At 57.8% G+C, this 19,548-nt stretch carries 16 protein-coding genes; 7 read left to right on the top strand and 9 right to left on the bottom strand.

The window, feature by feature from the left end:
- Positions 1–93: 93 nt before the first annotated feature.
- The 4 genes from AD944_RS03840 to AD944_RS03825 form a co-directional block, all read right to left on the bottom strand.
- Positions 94–1,731, bottom strand: coding sequence for an electron transfer flavoprotein-ubiquinone oxidoreductase (locus AD944_RS03840; protein WP_045541501.1), 1,638 nt, complete (start codon positions 1,729–1,731; stop codon positions 94–96).
- A gap of 119 nt (positions 1,732–1,850) precedes the next feature.
- Positions 1,851–2,528, bottom strand: a complete 678-nt coding sequence (locus tag AD944_RS03835) for a 2OG-Fe(II) oxygenase (protein WP_045541500.1) — start codon at positions 2,526–2,528, stop codon at positions 1,851–1,853.
- Between the two features lie 140 nt (positions 2,529–2,668).
- Positions 2,669–4,048, bottom strand: coding sequence for an oxygen-independent coproporphyrinogen III oxidase (gene hemN, locus AD944_RS03830; RefSeq protein ID WP_045541499.1), 1,380 nt, complete (start codon positions 4,046–4,048; stop codon positions 2,669–2,671).
- A gap of 4 nt (positions 4,049–4,052) precedes the next feature.
- On the bottom strand, positions 4,053–4,898 hold the full coding sequence (locus AD944_RS03825) for an OmpW/AlkL family protein (protein ID WP_035382689.1): 846 nt from the start codon (positions 4,896–4,898) through the stop codon (positions 4,053–4,055).
- Positions 4,899–5,194: 296 nt separating this feature from the next.
- Between AD944_RS03825 and AD944_RS03820 the strand changes: the two genes are divergently transcribed.
- Positions 5,195–5,968, top strand: a complete 774-nt coding sequence (locus AD944_RS03820; RefSeq protein ID WP_045541498.1) for a Crp/Fnr family transcriptional regulator — start codon at positions 5,195–5,197, stop codon at positions 5,966–5,968.
- On the opposite strand, the gene AD944_RS03815 is transcribed toward AD944_RS03820, so the two are convergent.
- The 5 genes from AD944_RS03815 to AD944_RS03790 all read right to left on the bottom strand — a co-directional run bounded on the left by AD944_RS03815 (position 5,948) and on the right by AD944_RS03790 (position 14,366).
- Positions 5,948–7,486 carry an efflux transporter outer membrane subunit gene (locus AD944_RS03815; protein ID WP_045541504.1) on the bottom strand — a complete coding sequence of 513 codons (1,539 nt, stop codon included), beginning with the start codon at positions 7,484–7,486 and terminating at the stop codon, positions 5,948–5,950. The genes AD944_RS03820 and AD944_RS03815 overlap by 21 nt on opposite strands.
- Complete coding sequence (locus tag AD944_RS03810) at positions 7,483–10,575, bottom strand: efflux RND transporter permease subunit (protein WP_045541497.1); 3,093 nt, start codon at positions 10,573–10,575, stop codon at positions 7,483–7,485. The genes AD944_RS03815 and AD944_RS03810 overlap by 4 nt, the downstream gene beginning before the upstream one ends.
- Positions 10,568–11,698: an efflux RND transporter periplasmic adaptor subunit gene (locus AD944_RS03805; protein WP_045541503.1), complete on the bottom strand. Its 1,131-nt coding sequence runs from the start codon at positions 11,696–11,698 to the stop codon at positions 10,568–10,570. The genes AD944_RS03810 and AD944_RS03805 overlap by 8 nt, the downstream gene beginning before the upstream one ends.
- 462 nt (positions 11,699–12,160) lie before the next feature.
- Entirely contained in the window at positions 12,161–13,621 is a 1,461-nt protein-coding gene (locus tag AD944_RS03795; RefSeq protein WP_373317140.1) for a trypsin-like peptidase domain-containing protein, read from the bottom strand.
- Positions 13,622–13,898: 277 nt separating this feature from the next.
- Complete coding sequence (locus tag AD944_RS03790) at positions 13,899–14,366, bottom strand: nucleoside deaminase (RefSeq protein WP_045541495.1); 468 nt, start codon at positions 14,364–14,366, stop codon at positions 13,899–13,901.
- 264 nt (positions 14,367–14,630) lie between these two features.
- Between AD944_RS03790 and AD944_RS17550 the strand changes: the two genes are divergently transcribed.
- The 6 genes from AD944_RS17550 to AD944_RS03765 form a co-directional block, all read left to right on the top strand.
- Positions 14,631–14,762, top strand: a complete 132-nt coding sequence (locus tag AD944_RS17550) for a hypothetical protein (RefSeq protein ID WP_254906903.1) — start codon at positions 14,631–14,633, stop codon at positions 14,760–14,762.
- A gap of 124 nt (positions 14,763–14,886) precedes the next feature.
- The gene (locus AD944_RS03785; protein ID WP_006558634.1) at positions 14,887–15,615 is read left to right on the top strand and encodes a gamma-glutamyl-gamma-aminobutyrate hydrolase family protein; all 729 of its coding nucleotides are present in this window, start codon (positions 14,887–14,889) and stop codon (positions 15,613–15,615) included.
- On the top strand, positions 15,612–16,391 hold the full coding sequence (locus tag AD944_RS03780; protein ID WP_006558633.1) for a pseudouridine synthase: 780 nt from the start codon (positions 15,612–15,614) through the stop codon (positions 16,389–16,391). The genes AD944_RS03785 and AD944_RS03780 overlap by 4 nt, the downstream gene beginning before the upstream one ends.
- A 2-nt stretch (positions 16,392–16,393) precedes the next feature.
- Entirely contained in the window at positions 16,394–17,008 is a 615-nt protein-coding gene (rsmD, locus tag AD944_RS03775; protein WP_035382628.1) for a 16S rRNA (guanine(966)-N(2))-methyltransferase RsmD, read from the top strand.
- Positions 17,009–17,317: 309 nt separating this feature from the next.
- On the top strand, positions 17,318–17,878 hold the full coding sequence (ssb, locus tag AD944_RS03770) for a single-stranded DNA-binding protein (RefSeq protein WP_045541494.1): 561 nt from the start codon (positions 17,318–17,320) through the stop codon (positions 17,876–17,878).
- A gap of 614 nt (positions 17,879–18,492) precedes the next feature.
- On the top strand, positions 18,493–19,548 hold a 1,056-nt coding region (locus AD944_RS03765; RefSeq protein WP_211263325.1), incomplete at its 3' end, for a reverse transcriptase/maturase family protein.

Below are 19,548 nucleotides of genomic sequence, written 5' to 3'. Positions count from 1 at the left end.
AACCCGTTTGACAGGTACTACAATCTTCATGGCTTCTTTCGCTTGCAGATGCAGGATCTTTCAGACGCTGCCATACAGTATTTTGACCAAAAATCACATACCGGCAGGATAATTAGGTCCGCCACCGCCTTCCGGCACGGCCCAGTCTATGTTCTGGGCGGGGTCCTTGATATCGCAGGTTTTGCAATGCACGCAGTTCTGCGCGTTGATTTGCAGACGTGGGTCCGTCGCTTCATCCACCACTTCATACACACCTGCGGGGCAGTAGCGGCTTTCTGGTGCGCGGAACACATCCCAGTTAACCGTTTTCCACAGAGACAGATTCTTCACCCGCAGATGAACCGGCTGGTCTTCTTCATGGTTGGTGGCAGAGAGAAAAACGGATGAGAGCCGATCAAACGTCAACTGGCCATCCGGCTTGGGGTAGGCTGGCTTTTCACACAGAGACGCCGGTTTGAGCACCTCGTTATCCTGATGCTTGAAATGCAGCGTCCAGGGAGCGCGGCCTTTCAGCAACATGGCATCAATACCGGCGTAGATGGCCCCTTTCTTCATGCCGAAACGGGCAAAGGCCGGACGGATATTCCGCGCCGTGCGCAGTTCTTCCCACAACCAGGAGTCTTTCACCCGCTGCGTGAAGGAAGCTGGTTCGGGCCGGTTGCTTGCCAGCGCTTCCACCACCGCTTCTGCCGCCAGCATGCCGGACTTCATGGCCGTATGCGTGCCCTTGATTTTAGGCACGTTCAGGAACCCGGCGGAATCCCCGATCAGAGCACCGCCGGGGAAAGTCAGACGGGGGACAGCCTGCAAACCACCCTCTGAAAGCGCGCGCGCGCCATAGCTGACGCGGCGTCCCCCTTCCAGATGTTTGCGGAATGCTGGATGCAGCTTGAGGCGCTGCATTTCCTCGAACGGGGAAAGCCATGTGTTGGGATAATCTAGCCCGACCACAAAGCCGTAAGACACTAGATTTTCGCCAAAATGGTAGAGCCATGCGCCACCATAGGTCTGATCATCCAGGGGCCAGCCAAAGCTATGCTGCACCAGACCGGGACGATGCTTCTCGGCCGGGATTTCCCACACTTCCTTGATGCCCAGACCATAGGTTTGTGGGTCTACCCCTTTGCGCAGGTCATAATGAGCCATGACCTGTTTGGTCAGAGACCCACGGCATCCCTCGGCAAACAGGGTATAACGGCCACGCAGTTCCATACCGGGCTGGTAGTTGGGGCCGTGTTCCCCTTCGCGCGTGATGCCCATGTCGCCCGTTGCCACACCGGCCACACGATTGTTTTCAATCAGAACTTCCGCACCCGCAAAACCGGGGTAGATTTCCACACCCAGTTCTTCCGCCTGCGTTGCCAGCCAGCGGCACACTTCCCCCAGACTGACAATGTAATTGCCGTAGTTGGCCATGTGCGGCATCAGCTTGTCCAGAAAAGGCACGCGCACGCTGCCGGTTTCTGTCAGATACAGCATTTCCTCGGCGGTAACGGCTGTGTTCAGCGGTGCGCCGCGCTCTTTCCAGTCTGGCAGCAGTTCAGCGAGCGCACGGGGTTCGATCACCGCGCCAGAGACAATATGGGCCCCAATCTCGCTGCCTTTTTCAATCAGGCAAACGCTGGTTTCAGGCGAGAGCTGACGCAGACGAATGGCCGCAGCCAACCCTGCCGGACCACCGCCAACAATGACGACATCAAACTCCATCGACTCACGCACTGTTTCGCTCATTCTTGTCCTCTCCCCGGAACGCTTGCGCGGGGCCTCCTAAAGCCGATCTAGGCCGGAATTGCAAAAAACAGCCCACCAGTCATGGTGGGCCAGCTTGAAAAAGGGATGACTGTCAAACGTCAGACGTGCGCAGCAACCGGGCCAAATGCCAGTTCATGCACCGCACGCCAACTCTGATCGACAAAATTGACAATAAGGGTGCGGCGGGTGCCGCTGATGGGCCGTTTTACAAAGCCGTGCCACGTTTTATCTGACGGAATAAACAACACGCCGGAATTGAACGCACCGGATGCCCGGGCAACGGACTGACCTTCCGGTGTCATGAGGTCCGTGCCCCAGTCCTCCGCATTGTCATCCTGAGAAAGTGAGATCAGGAGGGTCAGTTTTTTGGCCCCGATATCCGTATGCGGCTCCAGCCAGAACCCATCCGTATCCAGGCACAGTTCCAAGCGCAGGGCCGCACCATCCAGTTGGGCCCCGCAATAATCTGCAAAAGCCTGACGCACTTCCGCGCTGTTCAGCACATGAGCCATACGATCAAGACGCGCATCCTGCGCACGCTTGGCTTTGTCTACAAACACCCGCGCCTTGTTACGCGTTTCACGACGCCCTCCAACATCCCCAGCACGCGCCTGTGCGCCGGGGTCCCACTCAACAAGCGCATCACACGCCTCTGGCGTCAGGACAGAATCCATCATCCAGTGCGGGTAGGGGTATGGCGCGGGACGGGTTCCCGCCAGCATTTTTACAAACGCGGAAGCGGTGCCGGCCCCTAAAACCTGGGCGTCAGAATGCATCTGCCCTGTCCTTCAGTTACGGTACGGGTGCCACTCCCTGATAGCAAATCTGCTTTGCATGTGGGGTGGACAGCCTCTTTCCATGCGCCAAAACAGCGACACGATCAACTCATGCTTATACGCAGAGCTGTGAATGAGGTTCAGAGCGCGCCCGCAAAACGCGGCTGGGACGCTCCGCCAGAAGGCGCCTGAGACAAGGTTTTCCGGTGGGCATCAAACACGGCCGCCACATGACGCAAAAAAGGCCGTCCTTTTTCTGTCACTGTGATTTTGGGGCCTTCTACCGTTACCAATCCATCCTGAATCAACGGCTCAAGCGCACCTAGCTCCGGCGAGAAGACATCAAGCTGGGCTTCCATCTGTTCCAGATCAACGCCCATATCGCACATCAGCCGTTCTATCAGGCTGCCTCGTAGCCGATCATCTGCCGTGCGCTCCACACCCCGCGCGACGGGCAGACCGTCATGATCCGCCATAGCCCGTGCATAAGACGCGACTGCGGTAATATTCTGCACGTACCCATCCGGCAGCATGGAAATGGCAGAGGCCCCCATACCCAGCAGAACATCGCACGAATCGGTCGTATAACCCTGAAAATTACGGCGAAGCGTGCCTGTTGATGCGGCCTGCACCAGCGCATCCTGAGGCAGCGCGTAATGATCCAGACCGACCGGCAGATAGCCCTCTGCCCGTAACACGGTATCCATACGGGCCCGCTGGGCAAGACGTTCGGATGGCTTGGGAAGAGACTCTTCAGGGATCAGCCGCTGACGTTTCTGTTTCCAGGGCACATGAGCGTATCCGAACACGGCCAGACGATCCGGACGCAAAGACGCAATCCTGCGCGCGGTTTCTGCGACACTTTCTTCTGTCTGGTATGGCAGGCCATAGATCAGATCAATATTGACGCCAGACACCCCTGCATTCCGTACAGCGGTAACGCAGGCTTCTGTCTGTTCAAAAGACTGATGGCGGCCACAGGCATCCTGCACCTGAGGGTTCAGATCCTGCACACCGAGGCTGATCCGCGTGAAGCCCAGATCACCCAGAAGAGCTGGATAACCTACGGGCACATGCCGTGGATCAAGCTCCATGGACAGTTCAGCATCAGGCTCAATCTGGAACATGGACCGCACAGACCGCATGATCTGCCGCAAAGCCGATGCAGGGAGTGTGGAAGGCGTACCGCCGCCAAACTGCACATGCTTTACACTACGCCGCGTTCCAACCAGGGCAACAACACGGCGTAATTCTTCCCGCAGAAGATCGCCGTAGGCCAGACGCCCGTCTTCATGCCGCATGACGGATGTGTTGCACCCACAAAAACGGCACAGCTCATCACAGAAAGGAACATGGAAATAGAGAGAAACCGGCTGCTGAGCCGGAAGGGCACGCAGCCAGCTTTCAGCTTGCGCGGGGCCGACTGCCTCAGAAAAACTGGCGGCAGTCGGGTAGCTGGTATAGCGCGGCAGGTTCCCGCCGTAACGGTGAACCAGATCTGAAGAAGATGCCGCGCTCATGCCATTAGAACCGGTAAGCGATACCAGCGGAAACGACGGTCGGGTCCAGAGATTCATGGGCACGGACACGCAGCGTTTCTGCCGGGTTCTGAACCCAGGCATGCATACGGACAAACATCTGTTTGACGTCTGCATTGAAGAACCAGTTGCCAACCAGCTGATAGTCAAACCCGGCGTTGACAGACGGACCACCAGTGAAGCCAGCGTTCAGCTTGGTCAGACCCAGCGGGCTGCCAGCGTTGCCCTTCATGTTGTGGAACCACATGGCCGTGGCACCCACACCCACATACGGGTTGAAGCGCTTGTGCGGACGGAAATGCCAGGCGAAGGTCAGCGTCGGCGGCAGCACCCAGGCGCTCCCGACGTCCAGCTTGCGCGGACCACCCAGAGACGGGACATCGCTACCCAGTGCAGCCACTTCATGACGGGTGCTGGTGGCGATCAGGTCAACAGACACGTTGTCCGTCAGGAAGTATTCCAGCGTCAGTTCAGGCATTGCCTGATTGGTGGTGGACAGGTGGGTGTTGCGCAGGGGAATGGTTGCGCCACCAGCATGCAGACTTACGTTGCTGTCACGATCCTGCGGCAGAACGCCCACGCCGGAAAGGCGGATCATGAAATCGCCCTTGCCCAGACCGATCTTGGTGCTGGCGCAGGTTTCAAAAATGCCGCAATGGCCGCTGTAAGGACGCGGTGCTGACGGGATGTGGCTCAGCACCGGAGCGTTAACATAAGCAGCATTGGACGTAGCGGGGGCCGGAGCCACCTGGGTGGTCTGCGCCTTGGCTGTGCCAGAAAGAGCGGCCACCCCGGCCACCATGGCGGTCAATAAGGAACGAAGCTTCACCATCGTTTGATACTCTTCTAACTGCGCTGTGATATCTGAAGCGGAGAAATCACGCACAGCAGTGTGCAGCCTTGATTTAGATCAAGCATTCAACAGAATGCGGCAGGGGGTGTGTTCTGAAAACCACAGCATTTTACACAACCCAGATATACAACCGGGGCGGGTGTGAACGAGAGACTCGGTGAATGCTTGTCTTTGATTTATATCAAAAATCACATAGTATTAATAACATAGCTTTTTTAATGAAGTTTTCCGGTAACTTAGCGTTCTGGAAGGCTGATTCTACCGGATAGTGCGTGATGTCTTCTGCCCCACAACCTCGGACTTCGCCCGCCTCGATGCGCCGAAGGCTAGTCATTAACGGCGGAGAAGACATGCACAGATGTCTGGTATGCGAAATTCGCGATCAGAGCGTCTGCCGGGCGATTGATGATGAAGATCTGGTTGTTCTCGCCCAATCCTCCAAACAGCTTTCCCTCCCCCCCAACACGACGTTGATAGAAGAAGGCTCTGCTGCCACAGCCTTTTTCAACGTGACGGCTGGCACCGTAAAGCTGTTCAAATCCCTGCCCGATGGGCGGAGACAGATTACAGGCTTTGCTGACGTTGGCCATTTTCTGGGGCTGACCAATGCAGGCACCTACTCCTTTGGGGCGGAAACGGTGGACACTGTACAGGTCTGCCGTTTTATGCGCCCGCAACTGGAAACATTGCTGGCCGATTACCCCCAGTTTGAACGGCGTCTGCTGGCAGAAGTGACAGACGAGTTGGCTGAAGCGCAGGAGCAGATGCTGCTACTGGGCCGCAAGACCGCGCGGGAACGGGTGGCCAGCTTTCTGCTCGCCCGCATGATCCACCGCCCCTGCCAGACAACGGGAGAAGAAAACCGCGTCTCTCTTCCCATGACGCGGGTGGATATTGCCGATTATCTGGGCCTGACCATTGAAACCGTCAGCCGCACCATCAGCGCTCTTCGGCGCGATCATATTATTACAGGTACGGACCACCACGGAATCCGTGTGTTATCCCCTTCCAGATTACGAGGTCTCGCCTCAGGGCAGGAGAACGCTTAGCCCCTTGTCCGGATGCCAGGAGGGGTGATGCGGCGCATCTGACTCAGTGCTGTTCCACCATCCGCCCCCCAGAGACTGAAACAGCGCCACTGTATCGGAAAGCCGATCTGCCCGCGCCTGAGCCAGCGCCAGTTCCGTTTGCAGGTGGGCCTGCTGGGTTGTCAGCATAACCACCTGACTGATGGCGCCATACCGATACTGCGCCAAAGCGATACGCAGGCTGTCCCCAGCCGCCGTTGCGGCTTCCGCATTGTCCGCTAAAGCCGTGGCGTCTGTCCGGATAGCGGTGAGCGAATCCGCTACATCCTGCAACGCCGTAATCAATGTGGTGCGATAGTCAGCCGCAGCCTGATCATACGCCGCACGCGCGGCATGTTCCTGATGCCGAAGCAAACCGCCATCAAACAAAGGTTGCGTCACCATGGCCATGACTTCCCACTGACCATAACCGGGTGCAGCCATCTGTGCGATGGAAGCCGCAGCAAAACCGGGTGTTGCCCCAAGCTGAATGTTGGGCAGCCGGTTGGCTACCGCCACGCCCACCTGAGCACAGGCGGCATGCCAGTTGGCCTGTGCCGTGCGGATATCGGGCCGCTGCTCCACCAGCCTTGCTGGCAGACTGACCGGCAGATCAGCCGGAAGGGTCAGATCATTGAGCGAAAATTCGGGCTGAAGCGCATCCGGAGAATCGCCAACAAGAGAAGCGATCAGATGCTTCTGCTGTTCCAACTGCTTTTGCAGGGGGGCCAGAGTCGCTTCATTCTGGGCCAGCGCCGTGCGCTGCAACGCCACATCATTCTGCGAGAACTCGCCAGCTTTTTCCTGCTTGCGGGCCGACTCCAGCAGGTTCCGCTGTAACGCAACAAGGGACTGCGTTGTCTCCAGTTGCGTTTTCAGGGTGGCGTAATCAATGGCCGCCTGCACCACCGAGGAGGTGAGAGTCAGATACACCGCGCGTAACTGGTCACGCTGGGCATCACGCAGGGCCTTGGCGGCTTCCACCCCACGCCGCACGCCACCCCACAGATCCGGCACATAGGAAATATTCAACTGGGCCGTATGCACCGTGTAGAGCCACTGGTTGCTGTTGGGCACTGGTGAGTACGTGCGGGATGTCTTGTTGCGGGTCGGGTTGAAACTGCCAGAAATGGAGGGGTAAAGCGCACTCTGTTGCGCCAGCCTGTTTTCCTGCGCAGCAGCCAGTGCATCCCGTGCGGCCTCCAGCGAGGGATTGTTGTCAATCGCCTTGCGCACCAGTTGATCCAGCGCCGGAGAATGGAACAGCGTCCACCATTGGGCCGGAATATCCTGCCCCGGATGAAGCGCCTGTGCTCCACCTTGCAGGCCAGCCGCCGCCTGCTCCGCCTTTCCGGTAACCGCCTGTGTTCTGTCGGGCTGGCCTGCCTGGCCGTAACGGCTGGCGGCAGGGGCTGCCGGTTTTTTGAAATCTGGCCCCACGGCGCAACCACCCAGCCCCAAGCCGGTAAGAATGCAGCTTGTCAGAAGTATCCGTTTCACGATTCTACCGGTCCCCGTGCCGCGGCTCGCCGCTCGCACCATGCTTCCATCTCGTAATAGAAGGTTGGCAGGATAAAGAGGGTCAGAATGGTGGCAATGCCAAGCCCCCCGACCACCACCGTGGCCAATCCACGCTGCACGTCCGTGCCAATGCCCGTGGCAAGAGCGGCTGGCAGCATGCCCATGCTGGCGACTGTTGCCGTCATCAACACAGGGCGAAAACGCTCCCCTGCACCTTCCAGCACAGCATCCCGCAACGGCACCCCATCTGCCCGGTGCCGATTAATGTTGGAGACCATGATGATGCCGTTCTGCACCGCCACCCCGAACAAGGCGATAAAACCAACTGCCGTCGCCACGTTCAGCGTTTCACCGCGCACCTGTAGTGCAACAAGGCCACCCAGCAGGGCCAGTGGCACCACCGCCAGCACCAGAACAGCCTGACGGAGTTTACGGAATTCACCAAACAGCAGCACCAGCATAATGGCGAGCATGATGGCCAACGCCACGCTCAGCCGGGCCTGCGCGCGCTGCTGTTGCTCAAACTCGCCTGCCCATTCCAGCCGATAAAGAGCCGGATTGAAATGGACCTCGCTGGCAATGCGCTTCTGTGCATCCGCCAGATACTCAGACAACGGGCGTTTGCCGTTATCCACGCGCAGGGTGATCTGGCGCTCCGTCATCTCGTGCGAGATGGTGCCTTCGCCTGTTTTCAGGCTGATATCCGCCACCATTTCCAGCGGGATCTGCGCCCCGTTGGCAGCGGTGAGCGGAAGGTGACCAAGCTGGCGCAGATTACTGACGCTGGCAGGCGGCACACGAATGGTCATGTTATAGGTGCGGTCTGCAATATAGATCTGGCTGATGGGTGCATCCCCCACAGCATTGCCCACCACAGCCATGATATCCGCAACGGAGATGCCATAGCGCGCTGCGGCCCGACGATTGGCCACAATATTGAGCTGCGGAATTTCCGGTTCCTGAAAAATGGAGGCTTCGGTTGTGCCGGGCACGCTCTTCAGCACAGATACAATCTGACTGCCAATATGCCGCAGTTCCCGCGCATCGTTCCCGTAAACACGCAGCACCAGAGCAGAATGGGCACCACCCACCTGATCATTCATACCATCGGCAATAGGCTGACTGATGCCGAAGGTAATGCCGGGAATCTGGTTCAGCCGATTGCGTAACTTGACGATAAACTGTGCCTTGTTCTCCCCATGCGGCCATGTGTCATAAGGCTTCAGGCCAACGGGCACTTCAATGTGGGAGGGAGTCCATGGGTCTGTGCCGGAATCATTCCGGCCAAGCTGCGTGACGGCGTAGGATGTTTCCGGGAACGAGCGGATAGCCTTGCGCACTTCATCCGCCATGGCGCCTGCTTTTTCCAGAGAAAGGCCGGAGGGTAACTGTACCTGAAGCCACAAAGCGCCTTCATCCATATCGGGCAGGAACTCCCGCCCGGTATGGGCGCCGAGCACCAGCACCAGAATAAACGCGACAACCGCACCCAGATAGGCCAGTCGCGGGCGACGCATGGCGTGGTCCAGCCCCTGATGATAGAGCGTGTGGAGCTTTTCAAGCGGCTTGTTATGAAAGATCTTGTGGGGCTTGCGCATGGCCAGAAACGCCAGAGACGGCGTGAGCACAATGGCGCTGAGCAATGCCCCCAGCAGAGCGAAGCTGACCGTATAGGCCATGGGCCGGAACAACCGTCCCTCCGCCCCCACAAAGGCGAACAATGGACTATACGCCACAATGATCACCAGTGTGGAAAATACGATGGCGCGGCCAACGTGCCGGGTCATGCCCTCCACGTCATCCAGCGTCATGGTATGGTCAGGCCGGGCTTCACGCATACGCAGAATGGATTCCGTCACCACAATCGCGCCATCCACAATCACGCCGAAATCAATCGCCCCCAGTGAGAACAGATTGGCCGGCATGCCCAGCAGACTCATGATGACAAACACCGTGGCCAAGGCCAGCGGAATGGTGATGGCCGCCACAATGGCGCTTCGCGGGCTGCCCAGAAACAGAATGAGAATGACAAAGACCAGCCCCACACCTTCCATAACGGTATGGGTCACTTTTTCCGTGGTGGCGTGAACCAGATTATCGCGGTCCAGATAGGGGACAATCCGCACGCCCTGTGGCTCAAGCTGCTTTTGCAGGGCCGCAACACGTGCATGAAGAAGCTGAAGAACGTGGGAGGCATTCTCGCCTGTCACCATGGTGACAATGCCTTCAATGGTGTCCGGGTTGGAATCCTTGCCCAGAATCCCTTCCCGCACCTGATGCCCCAGTTGCATACGGCCCAGTTCGCGCAGAAAAACCGGCACACCATCATGCTGGGCAACCGGAATATCACCCATATCCTCCAGCGTGTGGATCATGCCCACACCGCGCACAATATAGGACTGCTCCCCACGCGCCACGCGGCCGCCGCCCGCATTCACACTGCTGTTGCGAATGGCATCCAGAACATCATTCACCCCGATGCCATAACGGTACAACGCCGCAGGATCGAGCAGGAGCTGGTATTCCCGCGTAAAGCCGCCAAAATTGTTGATGGCCGCCACACCCTGAACCTTGGTCAGCGCCGGAACCACAATCCAGCGCTGAATCTCGGAAAGCTGCATCAGGTTCTGCCGGTCTGATTCCAGCGTGTAGCGGAAAATTTCACCCGATGGACTGCTAACAGGGCCGAGACTGGCCGTGACCCCTGGCGGCAGAGTGACCTGCGCCAGTTGCTCCGTCACCCGCTGGCGGGCGGCATACACATTCACCCCATCCCGAAAAATCAGGTTGATGAGGGATAATCCGAATGTGCTGCTGGACCGGCTGCTGGCAAGGCCCGGTGTGGCAGCCAGTTGGCGTTCAAGGGGGATGGTGATCTGCTGTTCCACCTCTTCCGCCGCCAAGCCGGAGCTCTGCGTGGTCACCTGAACCGAGACCGCGCCCAGATCAGGATAAGCCTCTACAGGCAGGTCTTTCCACGCCCACCCACCCCACAGGGCAAGAATGGCCATGGCCACAAAAACAATCCGTCTCTCCCGCAGGCAGGCTGCGATAATCCGCTCAATCATCGTTCAGCAGGACCCCGCCGCGGGTCACAATCCGTTCCCCTACCTTCAGGCCGGAGAGCACCTCCGTATCTTCACCTTCATCATAGGAGATCGTCACAACACGCCGCTGAAAAGTCCATGGCGCGACCTCCACAAACACGGTCACCCGGTCATTGTTCATCAGCAGGGCCGATTGCGGCACCATCAGGCCGGGAGGCTGCCTTAACTGAATGGCCACCGTGGCGAACATATTGGGTTTGAGGTCTTCATCCGGGTTGGGCACCGGGATCATGGCGCGCAGGCGGCGCGTTTCAGGGTGCAGATCCGGCTCCACCGTTGCAATCTGCCCTGGCAGCACTACGCCTTCCCGCCCCGGAAGCGTGATGGAGACGGATTGGCCCACATGCATGTCATCCACATCCGCCTCGGCAACATCCGCCACCGCCCAGACTTCAGAGAGATCTTCCACCCGCAGCAGGGGCGTTGTGATATCCGTGACATTCATACCCGGAGCCGCCGCAACGGATGCAACCACACCATTCATAGGCGCACGCATGACCAGCTTGCCGTCTGCATCCACCTGATCAGTCAAGGAAGCGACACGGGCCTGCGCGCGCCGTTCCTCTGCCTCAGCTTCCTGCAAAAGGGCGCGGGCCGCCTCTACATCCTTTGTGGCCGCACCACCCGCCTGCCGGACCTCCTGCGCACGTGTCAGCGCCGCTCGCGCCTGTACCAGTCCGGCCCGCGCCTTGACTTCATCCGTGGTGGCCTGCGCCACGTCCCCTGACAAAAGAGTCAACAGATCCTGGCCCCGCCGCACATGCTGCCCCGGCACAATAGAAACCGAAACAACGCGGCCCGTGACGGGTGCCAGAACAGGCACCACGCGCGAAGGTTCAGCTACAATGGACCCGGGCACGGAAAGAGTATCGCGCGGAGCGGACATCTGCACCGCTGTCACTTCCAGCCGCTTCCGTAAAGGAGACGATTCCGGAACGCTCAGCGTCCCATCCGCCCCGACAACAACACTGGCGGCACCTGTAGCATATGCCCCCCCTTGCGACGCGCAGAGAGCCGCTGCCACCGCCCCCACCATGAACGACCTATAAAAATAACGCAGAGAAAAGGGGAAGCTAAAATTCATGACAACAATCCGTCCCGACGGCAGAAAACCCGGAAAGCACGCATCAGCCCGCACACTTTTGCGTAAGTAAAGACAAAGCACCACTTTGCGGAGACTTGAAGCCGAAGGGTTCTATGCGGCGTATGTAAAGAACCCTCCGGGCCTTTGCCAGAGCCCTGGCCGGGAAGCTGATCTTATTCAGAAAACCAGCCCTATACGCATCGCCCTGCGGCGTAAGGATCGACATAAAGGCACACTCAAAACCTATCCCAACGTCATTGCACACCGCGCATTAAGCCGAACGTGCAGAAAAATTCACCCTGCCGGAGCGTTTTTAATCAAAATTTTACAGTGGATTTCTTTGCTGTTCTTGTACAGATGCCCATCAGACCTTCCAGAACACCCATGACCCTACAGCCATAAAAAAAAGCGCCAACCCCGAAGGGCCGACGCTTTTTCCGGTATCCTTACTGGAAGGATTTATCAGTCGTCATCACCATCATTATCGGAAGTGTCTCCCCCGGAGCTTCCATCCGGAGAGATAGCGATAAAGAGAGACTGCCCATCACGCAGAATGCGCAGAAGCACCGGCTTTTTGGCAGCCAGCGCCCCTCTTACGGCCGTAACGGCAGCACGTGGCACATCCACAGCCTGCCCGCCTACAGACTGAATGACGTCTCCGGGGCGAATACCGGCCTGATCTGCCGGTGAGCCGGGCTGAATGTCATTCACCACCACGCCATGCACGTCATTACCCAGCCCAAGCTGGCGGCGCACATCAGCATTCAGCGGAGCCAGAGAGACCCCCAGATGCGGACCCGCAGCCGAAGCGCCACTGACACCGCCATCATTGCCAGCCGTGGCCAGATTGCCAATTTTGATGGTGACTGTCTGCGGTTTGCCAGCACGGATGTAACCCATCTTGGCATCCGCACCCGGTGCAATAGAGGCAACGCGCACCGCCAGATCATGCGGGGACGTTACTTTCTGGCCGTTGAAATCAGTAATGACATCTTCCGCTTTCAAGCCAGCTTTTTCAGCCGGGCTATCAGGCGTTACGCTGGCAACCAGTGCTCCGGCAGGAGCGGCACCCGCGCTAGAAGAAGGCAGATTGAGCGCCTTGGCCATGGCGGGGGAGATCACCTGCGCGTTCACGCCCAGATAGCCACGCACTACATGGCCAGTTTTCCGCAACTGGTCTGTCACGCTCCGCACCGTATCGGACGGAATGGCAAATCCGATCCCGATGGACCCGCCCCCTGAAGGAGAGAGAATAGCCGTATTGACGCCGACAACCTTACCATCCTGCGTGAACAGCGGGCCACCGGAGTTCCCACGATTGATGGGCGCATCAATCTGGATGAAGTTGTCATACGGGCCTTCATTGATGTCACGACCACGGGCCGAGACAATCCCGGCGGTAACAGTGCCACCCAGACCATACGGATTGCCGACCGCTACAACCCATTCACCGGGCTGCACATCATCCGATTCACCCAGTTCAATAAAAGGCAGCTTTTGGGAGGATGTCACTTTCAAGAGTGCCAGATCGGTCTTTCCGTCCCGCCCGATAATCTTGGCCGGAAGGGTGGTGCCGTCATCAAGCGTGACAGTAACCTTGGTGGCCCCTTTCACTACATGGTTGTTGGTCACCACATAGCCATCAGCAGAAATGACAAAGCCTGACCCACGCGCTTCTACCAGTTGGCGGGAGTGCTGAGGCGCCATCTGGAACGGGAAAGGAAAAGGAAAGGGCATGCCGCCCATACCGCCACCCATGCCACCGTTTTCATCTTCCACCGAATCCGCCTTGAGCATGGATGTAATGGAAACCACGGCAGGTTTGACCTGCTTCACCAGATTAACGAAATCTGGAATTTTCTGGCCCTGAGCACTGGGTTTGATGGCCCCGGCATCCTGTGCGTGGGCAGCATTATACCCCATTACCGCCAGAGGCCCTGCGCCCACATCCACCATCAGGCTTGCTCCGGCCAGCAGGGCCAGAAGTGTCTTGCGGCGAGACCGCCCGAAAAATTTTGACACAGATTTTTCCGACATCACGTTTCCGACTGTTCCTTGCATTGTCAGGCAGGGCGCTGCCCCACCCGGGCGCGGCATTGGGCCACCCTGTTCCCGCATCTTAACCGGCCTTTTTTGCCTAATACCAGACGCTTGTAAGGATAAGATGGTTCCTTGCCCCCAAAAACAAAAGAGCCCCGGGTCAGGAATCCGCCGGCACGGTGGTGGCGCGTAGTATCTGGAAAAATGTTTTAAGCAGCGCACCTGCTTCCCGTTCCCGCACCCCCCCAATCACCTCCGGCTTGTGCAGGCTTTCCGGGCGATAAGGCACCCGGGGGCCATGTTCCATGCCTCCCCCTTTAGGGTCATAAGCACCGAACAGCACCCGCCCTACGCGAAAATGCGTAATGGCCGCCGCACACATGGGGCACGGCTCAAGGGTAACCACCAGCGTACAATCCGCCAGCCTCTTACCCTGCCGCAGCCTTACCGCTTCGCGCATGACCAGCATTTCCGCATGGGCGGAGGGATCACACCATTCCTCCACCCGGTTGCCATTCTGCGCCAGTACGGCGCCATCCGGGCCGAGCAGCACGGCGCCCACGGGCACCTCTCCGCGTAGCCCTGCCTCCCGGGCCTGCTGGAGGGCAACCTCCATCCCGTTTTCCATGTGCCTTCCCCCTGTTGCCAGCCGTGTGGGCGTGTCCTTACGGTGTGTTTCACACCGGCCTTACAAAATGTGTCAATCGTCACACACTGTTCTGAACCAAAGCCTATCTGGTCCAAATTAAGGCACGGTTTTTTCTTGCATCTCTGCAACCTTTGCTGTCATCATGCCTTATAGATGCCATGATCTGTTCTGTAACAGATCGCGGGTTGCTTTGTTTTTTATCAGGCCTTCACCAGCCTGATTTTGCGGGAAAGGATTAGTACAATGCATAGCCTGTCTCTCATCCTGGCCGCTGCGGCTATCGGCCTTGGTCTCTCTGTTGTGGACCGTACGGTTAATGAGCCCTCTCCGGCCCCGGCCCGCACTATTCATCATACGTCTTTCCTACCGGGCTAACGCCGCTTTTGCACTTAATGCAAAGCCGTTCCGGTAACGGGCAGATATAGCGCGTGCAAAACTGCTGCCACTATGGCAGTGAAGACACCTGACCATTGCGCTTTCTGCTTAAGAACCCGGATAAATGACCGCACGCCGTCCTGTTATTGGCATTACGCTTGATCATGAAGCAGGCGGCACAGACCGTTATTCCAGATTTCCGTGGTATGCCCTGCGGGAGAATTACATGTCCGCTGTCTCTACAGCGGGCGGGTTGCCTGTGGCCTTGCCGCTCTTCCCGCAACTGGCGGGGGAGTATCTTCCCCATATTGACGGACTGCTGATTACGGGCGGGGCGTTTGACATTGATCCCACCCTGTATGGTGACACCACCTGCCATGAGACCATCACCCTGCGCCCCCGCCGTACGCAGGCGGAAACGGCTTATCTGGCAGCAGCACTGCATCAGAACACCCCTGTGCTTGGCATTTGCGGGGGCATGCAGCTTATGGCCGTGGCCCTTGGGGGCACGCTGATCCAGCATATCCCAGCCTCCTTCCCGGATGCCCTGCCGCATGAGCAACCCAACCCCCGTGATGAAGCCAGCCATGCCGTAAACATTACGCCCCACACGCTGCTGGCGCAGATTGCCACCACCAGCCATATGGCGGTCAATTCCTCCCATCATCAGGCCGTGCGCACGCCCGGCCGGGCCGTTGTGAACGCCATGGCAGAAGATGGGCTGATTGAAGGCATAGAAGACCCCACCCAACGATTTTGCCTAGGGGTGCAATGGCACCCCGAATTTGGCATAGACCCGGGCGACCGGAAGATTTTTAACGCCTTTATTCAGGCGGCAGGAGAAACAGAGTGACGCAGGAACCGCGTGGAGAACGCATTGCCAAATGGCTGGGCCGCACAGGTGTAGCCAGCAGGCGCGATGCGGAACGGATGATTGAGGAAGGACGGGTGCGCCTGAATGGCCAACCCGTGACCCATCCCGCCACGTTTGTGACCGAGCAGGATCTGGTGCAGGTAGATGGCAAGGCTGTTTCCTCCCCTGACCGCACCCGGCTATGGCGCTACCACAAGCCCGACGGGCTGGTAACCACGCATAAAGACCCGGAAGGCCGCCCCACGGTTTTTGCCTCTCTGCCGGAAGGGATGCCCCGCGTTATCAGCGTCGGCCGACTGGATCTGAACAGTGAAGGCCTGCTGCTGCTGACCAATGATGGTGAACTGGCACGTCGGCTGGAACTACCTTCCAATGGGTGGATTCGCCGCTACCGTGTGCGGGTGTTTGGCGTGGTGGATGAAGCACGTCTTGCGGCGTTAGCGGAAGGCAGCGTGTTTGAAGGTGTGCGCTACGGCCCCATTGATGCGGGGCTGGATTCCCGCAAGGGCGACAATGCGTGGCTTACGGTTTCCCTCCGCGAAGGCAAGAATCGTGAAATCCGTAAAGTGATGGCGGGCCTTAACCTGCATGTCAGCCGCCTGATCCGCACCAGCTACGGCCCCTTCCAGCTTGGCACGCTCAAACGCGGAGAACTGGAAGAAGTGCCAGGCAAGATTCTGCGTGAACAAATGCCCAAAGGGCCAGAGAAAAGCGGTTCCCGCACCTCTGCCTCCAAGCCCCGCCCAACGCGCTAGACATGCGCATTATTGCTGGAGCCCGCAAAGGCCGCGTGCTGGCCGCCCCACAGGGCACAACCACCCGCCCCACAGCGGACCGCGTGCGGCAAGCGTTGTTTGACATGCTGCTCCATGCGCCGTGGGGGGGCTCGCGCCTTCTGGACAATGCCCATGTGCTGGATGCGTTTGCAGGCACTGGGGCGCTGGCACTGGAAGCGCTCTCTCGCGGGGCGGCACAGGCCACTTTTTTTGAAACTGATCGGGCCGCTTTAGCAGCGCTGCGTGCCAATATTGCCGGGTGCGGCTGGCAGGACCGATGCAAGGTTTTTGCAAAGGATGTCACCTCCCCTCCACGTGCGGCGATACCGTGCTCCCTGCTGTTTCTGGACCCTCCTTACCGCCAAAACCTCCCGGCCCGCACGCTTGCAGCGCTAAAGGCACAGGGATGGATTGCCCCACACGCCATTGCCGTTATTGAAACCTCCGCACAGGAACCGTTGCCCCTGCTGGACATTGAACAACAGGGTGTCTCCGTGCCTGAGACGGATGACCCTCTTCCTGTTTTTTCTGGCGCCCTGTTGGCCGAACGCAAGCATGGCGCAGCGCGGATATCGGTGTGGCGGATAGAGGGGTAAGGCTGTCATTCTCCTTCCTTTTTCGGTTCTGATCTCCTCTTCGTCATTTCTTATCGTGCCTGTCCGCAGGAAACCCGTGTGGGCATCCGAGGCAGATTTATACGGCGCGTGCAGAAAATCTGACGGAGAATACCCGAAACGAAAAAGGGGGATGTAGCAGGCGGCAGACGGTATTCTGACAGCAAGAAGCTTCTCACATTCATGGGCAGAAAGAGCAGCCAAACGGCTTCACGGACTTTATAGCCGTAGCGGAGTGCGCTACACGGGCGTGACATTCTTTTTAAATGGTACAGCGAAACGGGGTCTCTGATGGCTGGCAGTGTCAATAAGGTTATTCTGGTCGGCAATCTGGGTAAGGACCCGGAAGTGCGCACCAGCCAGAGCGGCATGAAAATTGTTTCCCTGACACTGGCCACCAGTGACACGTGGAACGACCGTCAGTCTGGCGAGCGCCGTGAACGCACGGAATGGCACCGTGTGGTGATCTTCAATGAACGGCTGGCTGATGTGGCGGAACGCTTTCTGCGCAAAGGCCGCAAGGTTTATCTGGAAGGTGCGTTGCAAACCCGGAAATGGACAGATCAGTCCGGGCAGGAACGCTACACGACCGAAGTGATTGTGGAACGGTTCCGTGGGGAACTGGTTCTGCTGGATAGCCGTTCCAGCAATGATAGTGATGATGCCGGTGGCGGCTTTGGCGGCGCCGGTAGCAGCTACGGTGGCAGCAGCGGCGGATATGGTGGCGGTGGTGATTTTGGCGGCGGCTCTTCCGCTCCGCGCCAGAATACGCCGTCTCGTGGCGGTAGCTCCTCTGGCGGTTGGGATGCCCCCAGCAGCAATAACGATCTGGATGACGAAATTCCGTTCTAAGTGCGCCGTTTTGCTAACCATTTCAAGCACTTACGCGCAATCGTGAGTATGGACTATCAGGATGTCCATTGCAAGCCTGACCTACCTCTGTCTGGCAACAGGCTGTAACCGGCGAAAGCCGGAGGGGGAAAGTAGCATGTCAGGAAAAGGCGCAGCGCGGCAAAGCAGTCGAGCAAGCGGGCGTCATTGCAAGTCGCACAAGGTTAAGCCTGGATTGGTTGAATCGTAGATCTGAGTGAACCCGGAATGTTGGTGGCGTAGGACTGTTGAGACGCCTCCTCGGAGATTGAGACGGAGATTTTAGTACACCGTCTCACCTGATGTCTCCGACACCTGCCCGGCGAGGGTGGTCAAGGATTGAATGCGGAACCTAAATGCGACGACTTGAGTGGTTGGAAATACGGGATCGCCTAAGTTGGTCAGCCTGCTGACCAATATGGTGACGGAGCTTTCATAGTACCCAAGGTGAGGTTGTAACGGACCTTGCAGCCGGTATCCAATCCGGCCTGAAACGACGGTATAAGCAGGCAGCAATGGCTGTGAAACCCGGCGAGGTAGGGGGGAAGGAGAGCAGTTTGTAGTAACGCTTTCTGATAATGAAGGGAGGGCAGTCAGTGCTGTCCGATCGAACCAGCAGAGCTTTGGAAGGCGTCAGTGGAGCAGTCCGCTCAGGCGCAAAGGTCAAGAAGCTGCACAAAATTATGAGGAATCATGAGGATTTGTGGCTGACGGCCTACGCACGTATTCAATCGAACCGAGGGGCTCTGACCCGAGGTGTAGATAACGATACGCTGGACGGTTTTGGCATGGGACGACTGCAAGACCTTATGGCTTCCATAAGAGACGGCAGCTATCGTCCTAAACCTGTCCGTAGGATGTATATCCTGAAGGACCCTAAAAATCCCAACGGGAAGAAACGCCCTTTGGGCATACCAACTGGAAACGACAAACTGGTGCAGGAGGTTGCCCGCACTCTACTGGAAATCATTTATGAGCCGATCTTCACAGATCGCTCACATGGTTTTCGGCCGAGTCGGTCATGCCATACCGCACTACGGGAAATCGTCGATAGCTGGAAGGGAACGAAATGGATATGCGAAGTTGACATCAAGGGATACTTCGACAGCATCGACCATGAGAAACTGATCAGTATTCTGGAAGCCCAAATCGACGATAAGGCTTTCATCAAGCTGATCGAACTGTTTCTCAAGGCGGGCTACCTTGAGAATTGGAAGTATAACGCAACCTACACGGGAACACCGCAAGGAGGCGTAATCTCTCCAATTCTGGCAAATATTTATCTCCATGAACTCGATAAGTTCATGGACGAGAAGATACGCGCCTTCAACAAGGGAAAGCGAAGAAAGTCCAACAAGGAGTATAGGGCACTCATCTACCAGATCGGGCGTCGCAGGGAGTTCATCCGACAGCATGGGGAAACCCATGAAAAGTCAGTGATCTACCTGGCCGAAATGGAAGAACTGAGCAAAAAGCTGAGAACCCTTCCAAGTGTGGATATGCATGATCCGGAGTTCAAGCGATTGCACTATGTGCGATACGCAGACGACTTCCTGATCGGTGTAATCGGCACAAAAGAAGAAACCACACAGATTATGGCCGACGTGACTGATTTCGTTGAGAAATCGCTCAAGTTGACTGTATCTCGGGAG

The organism is Acetobacter tropicalis (assembly GCF_001580915.1).
Lineage (GTDB): Bacteria > Pseudomonadota > Alphaproteobacteria > Acetobacterales > Acetobacteraceae > Acetobacter > Acetobacter tropicalis.
This window is presented reverse-complemented; position numbering and strand designations above follow the sequence as displayed.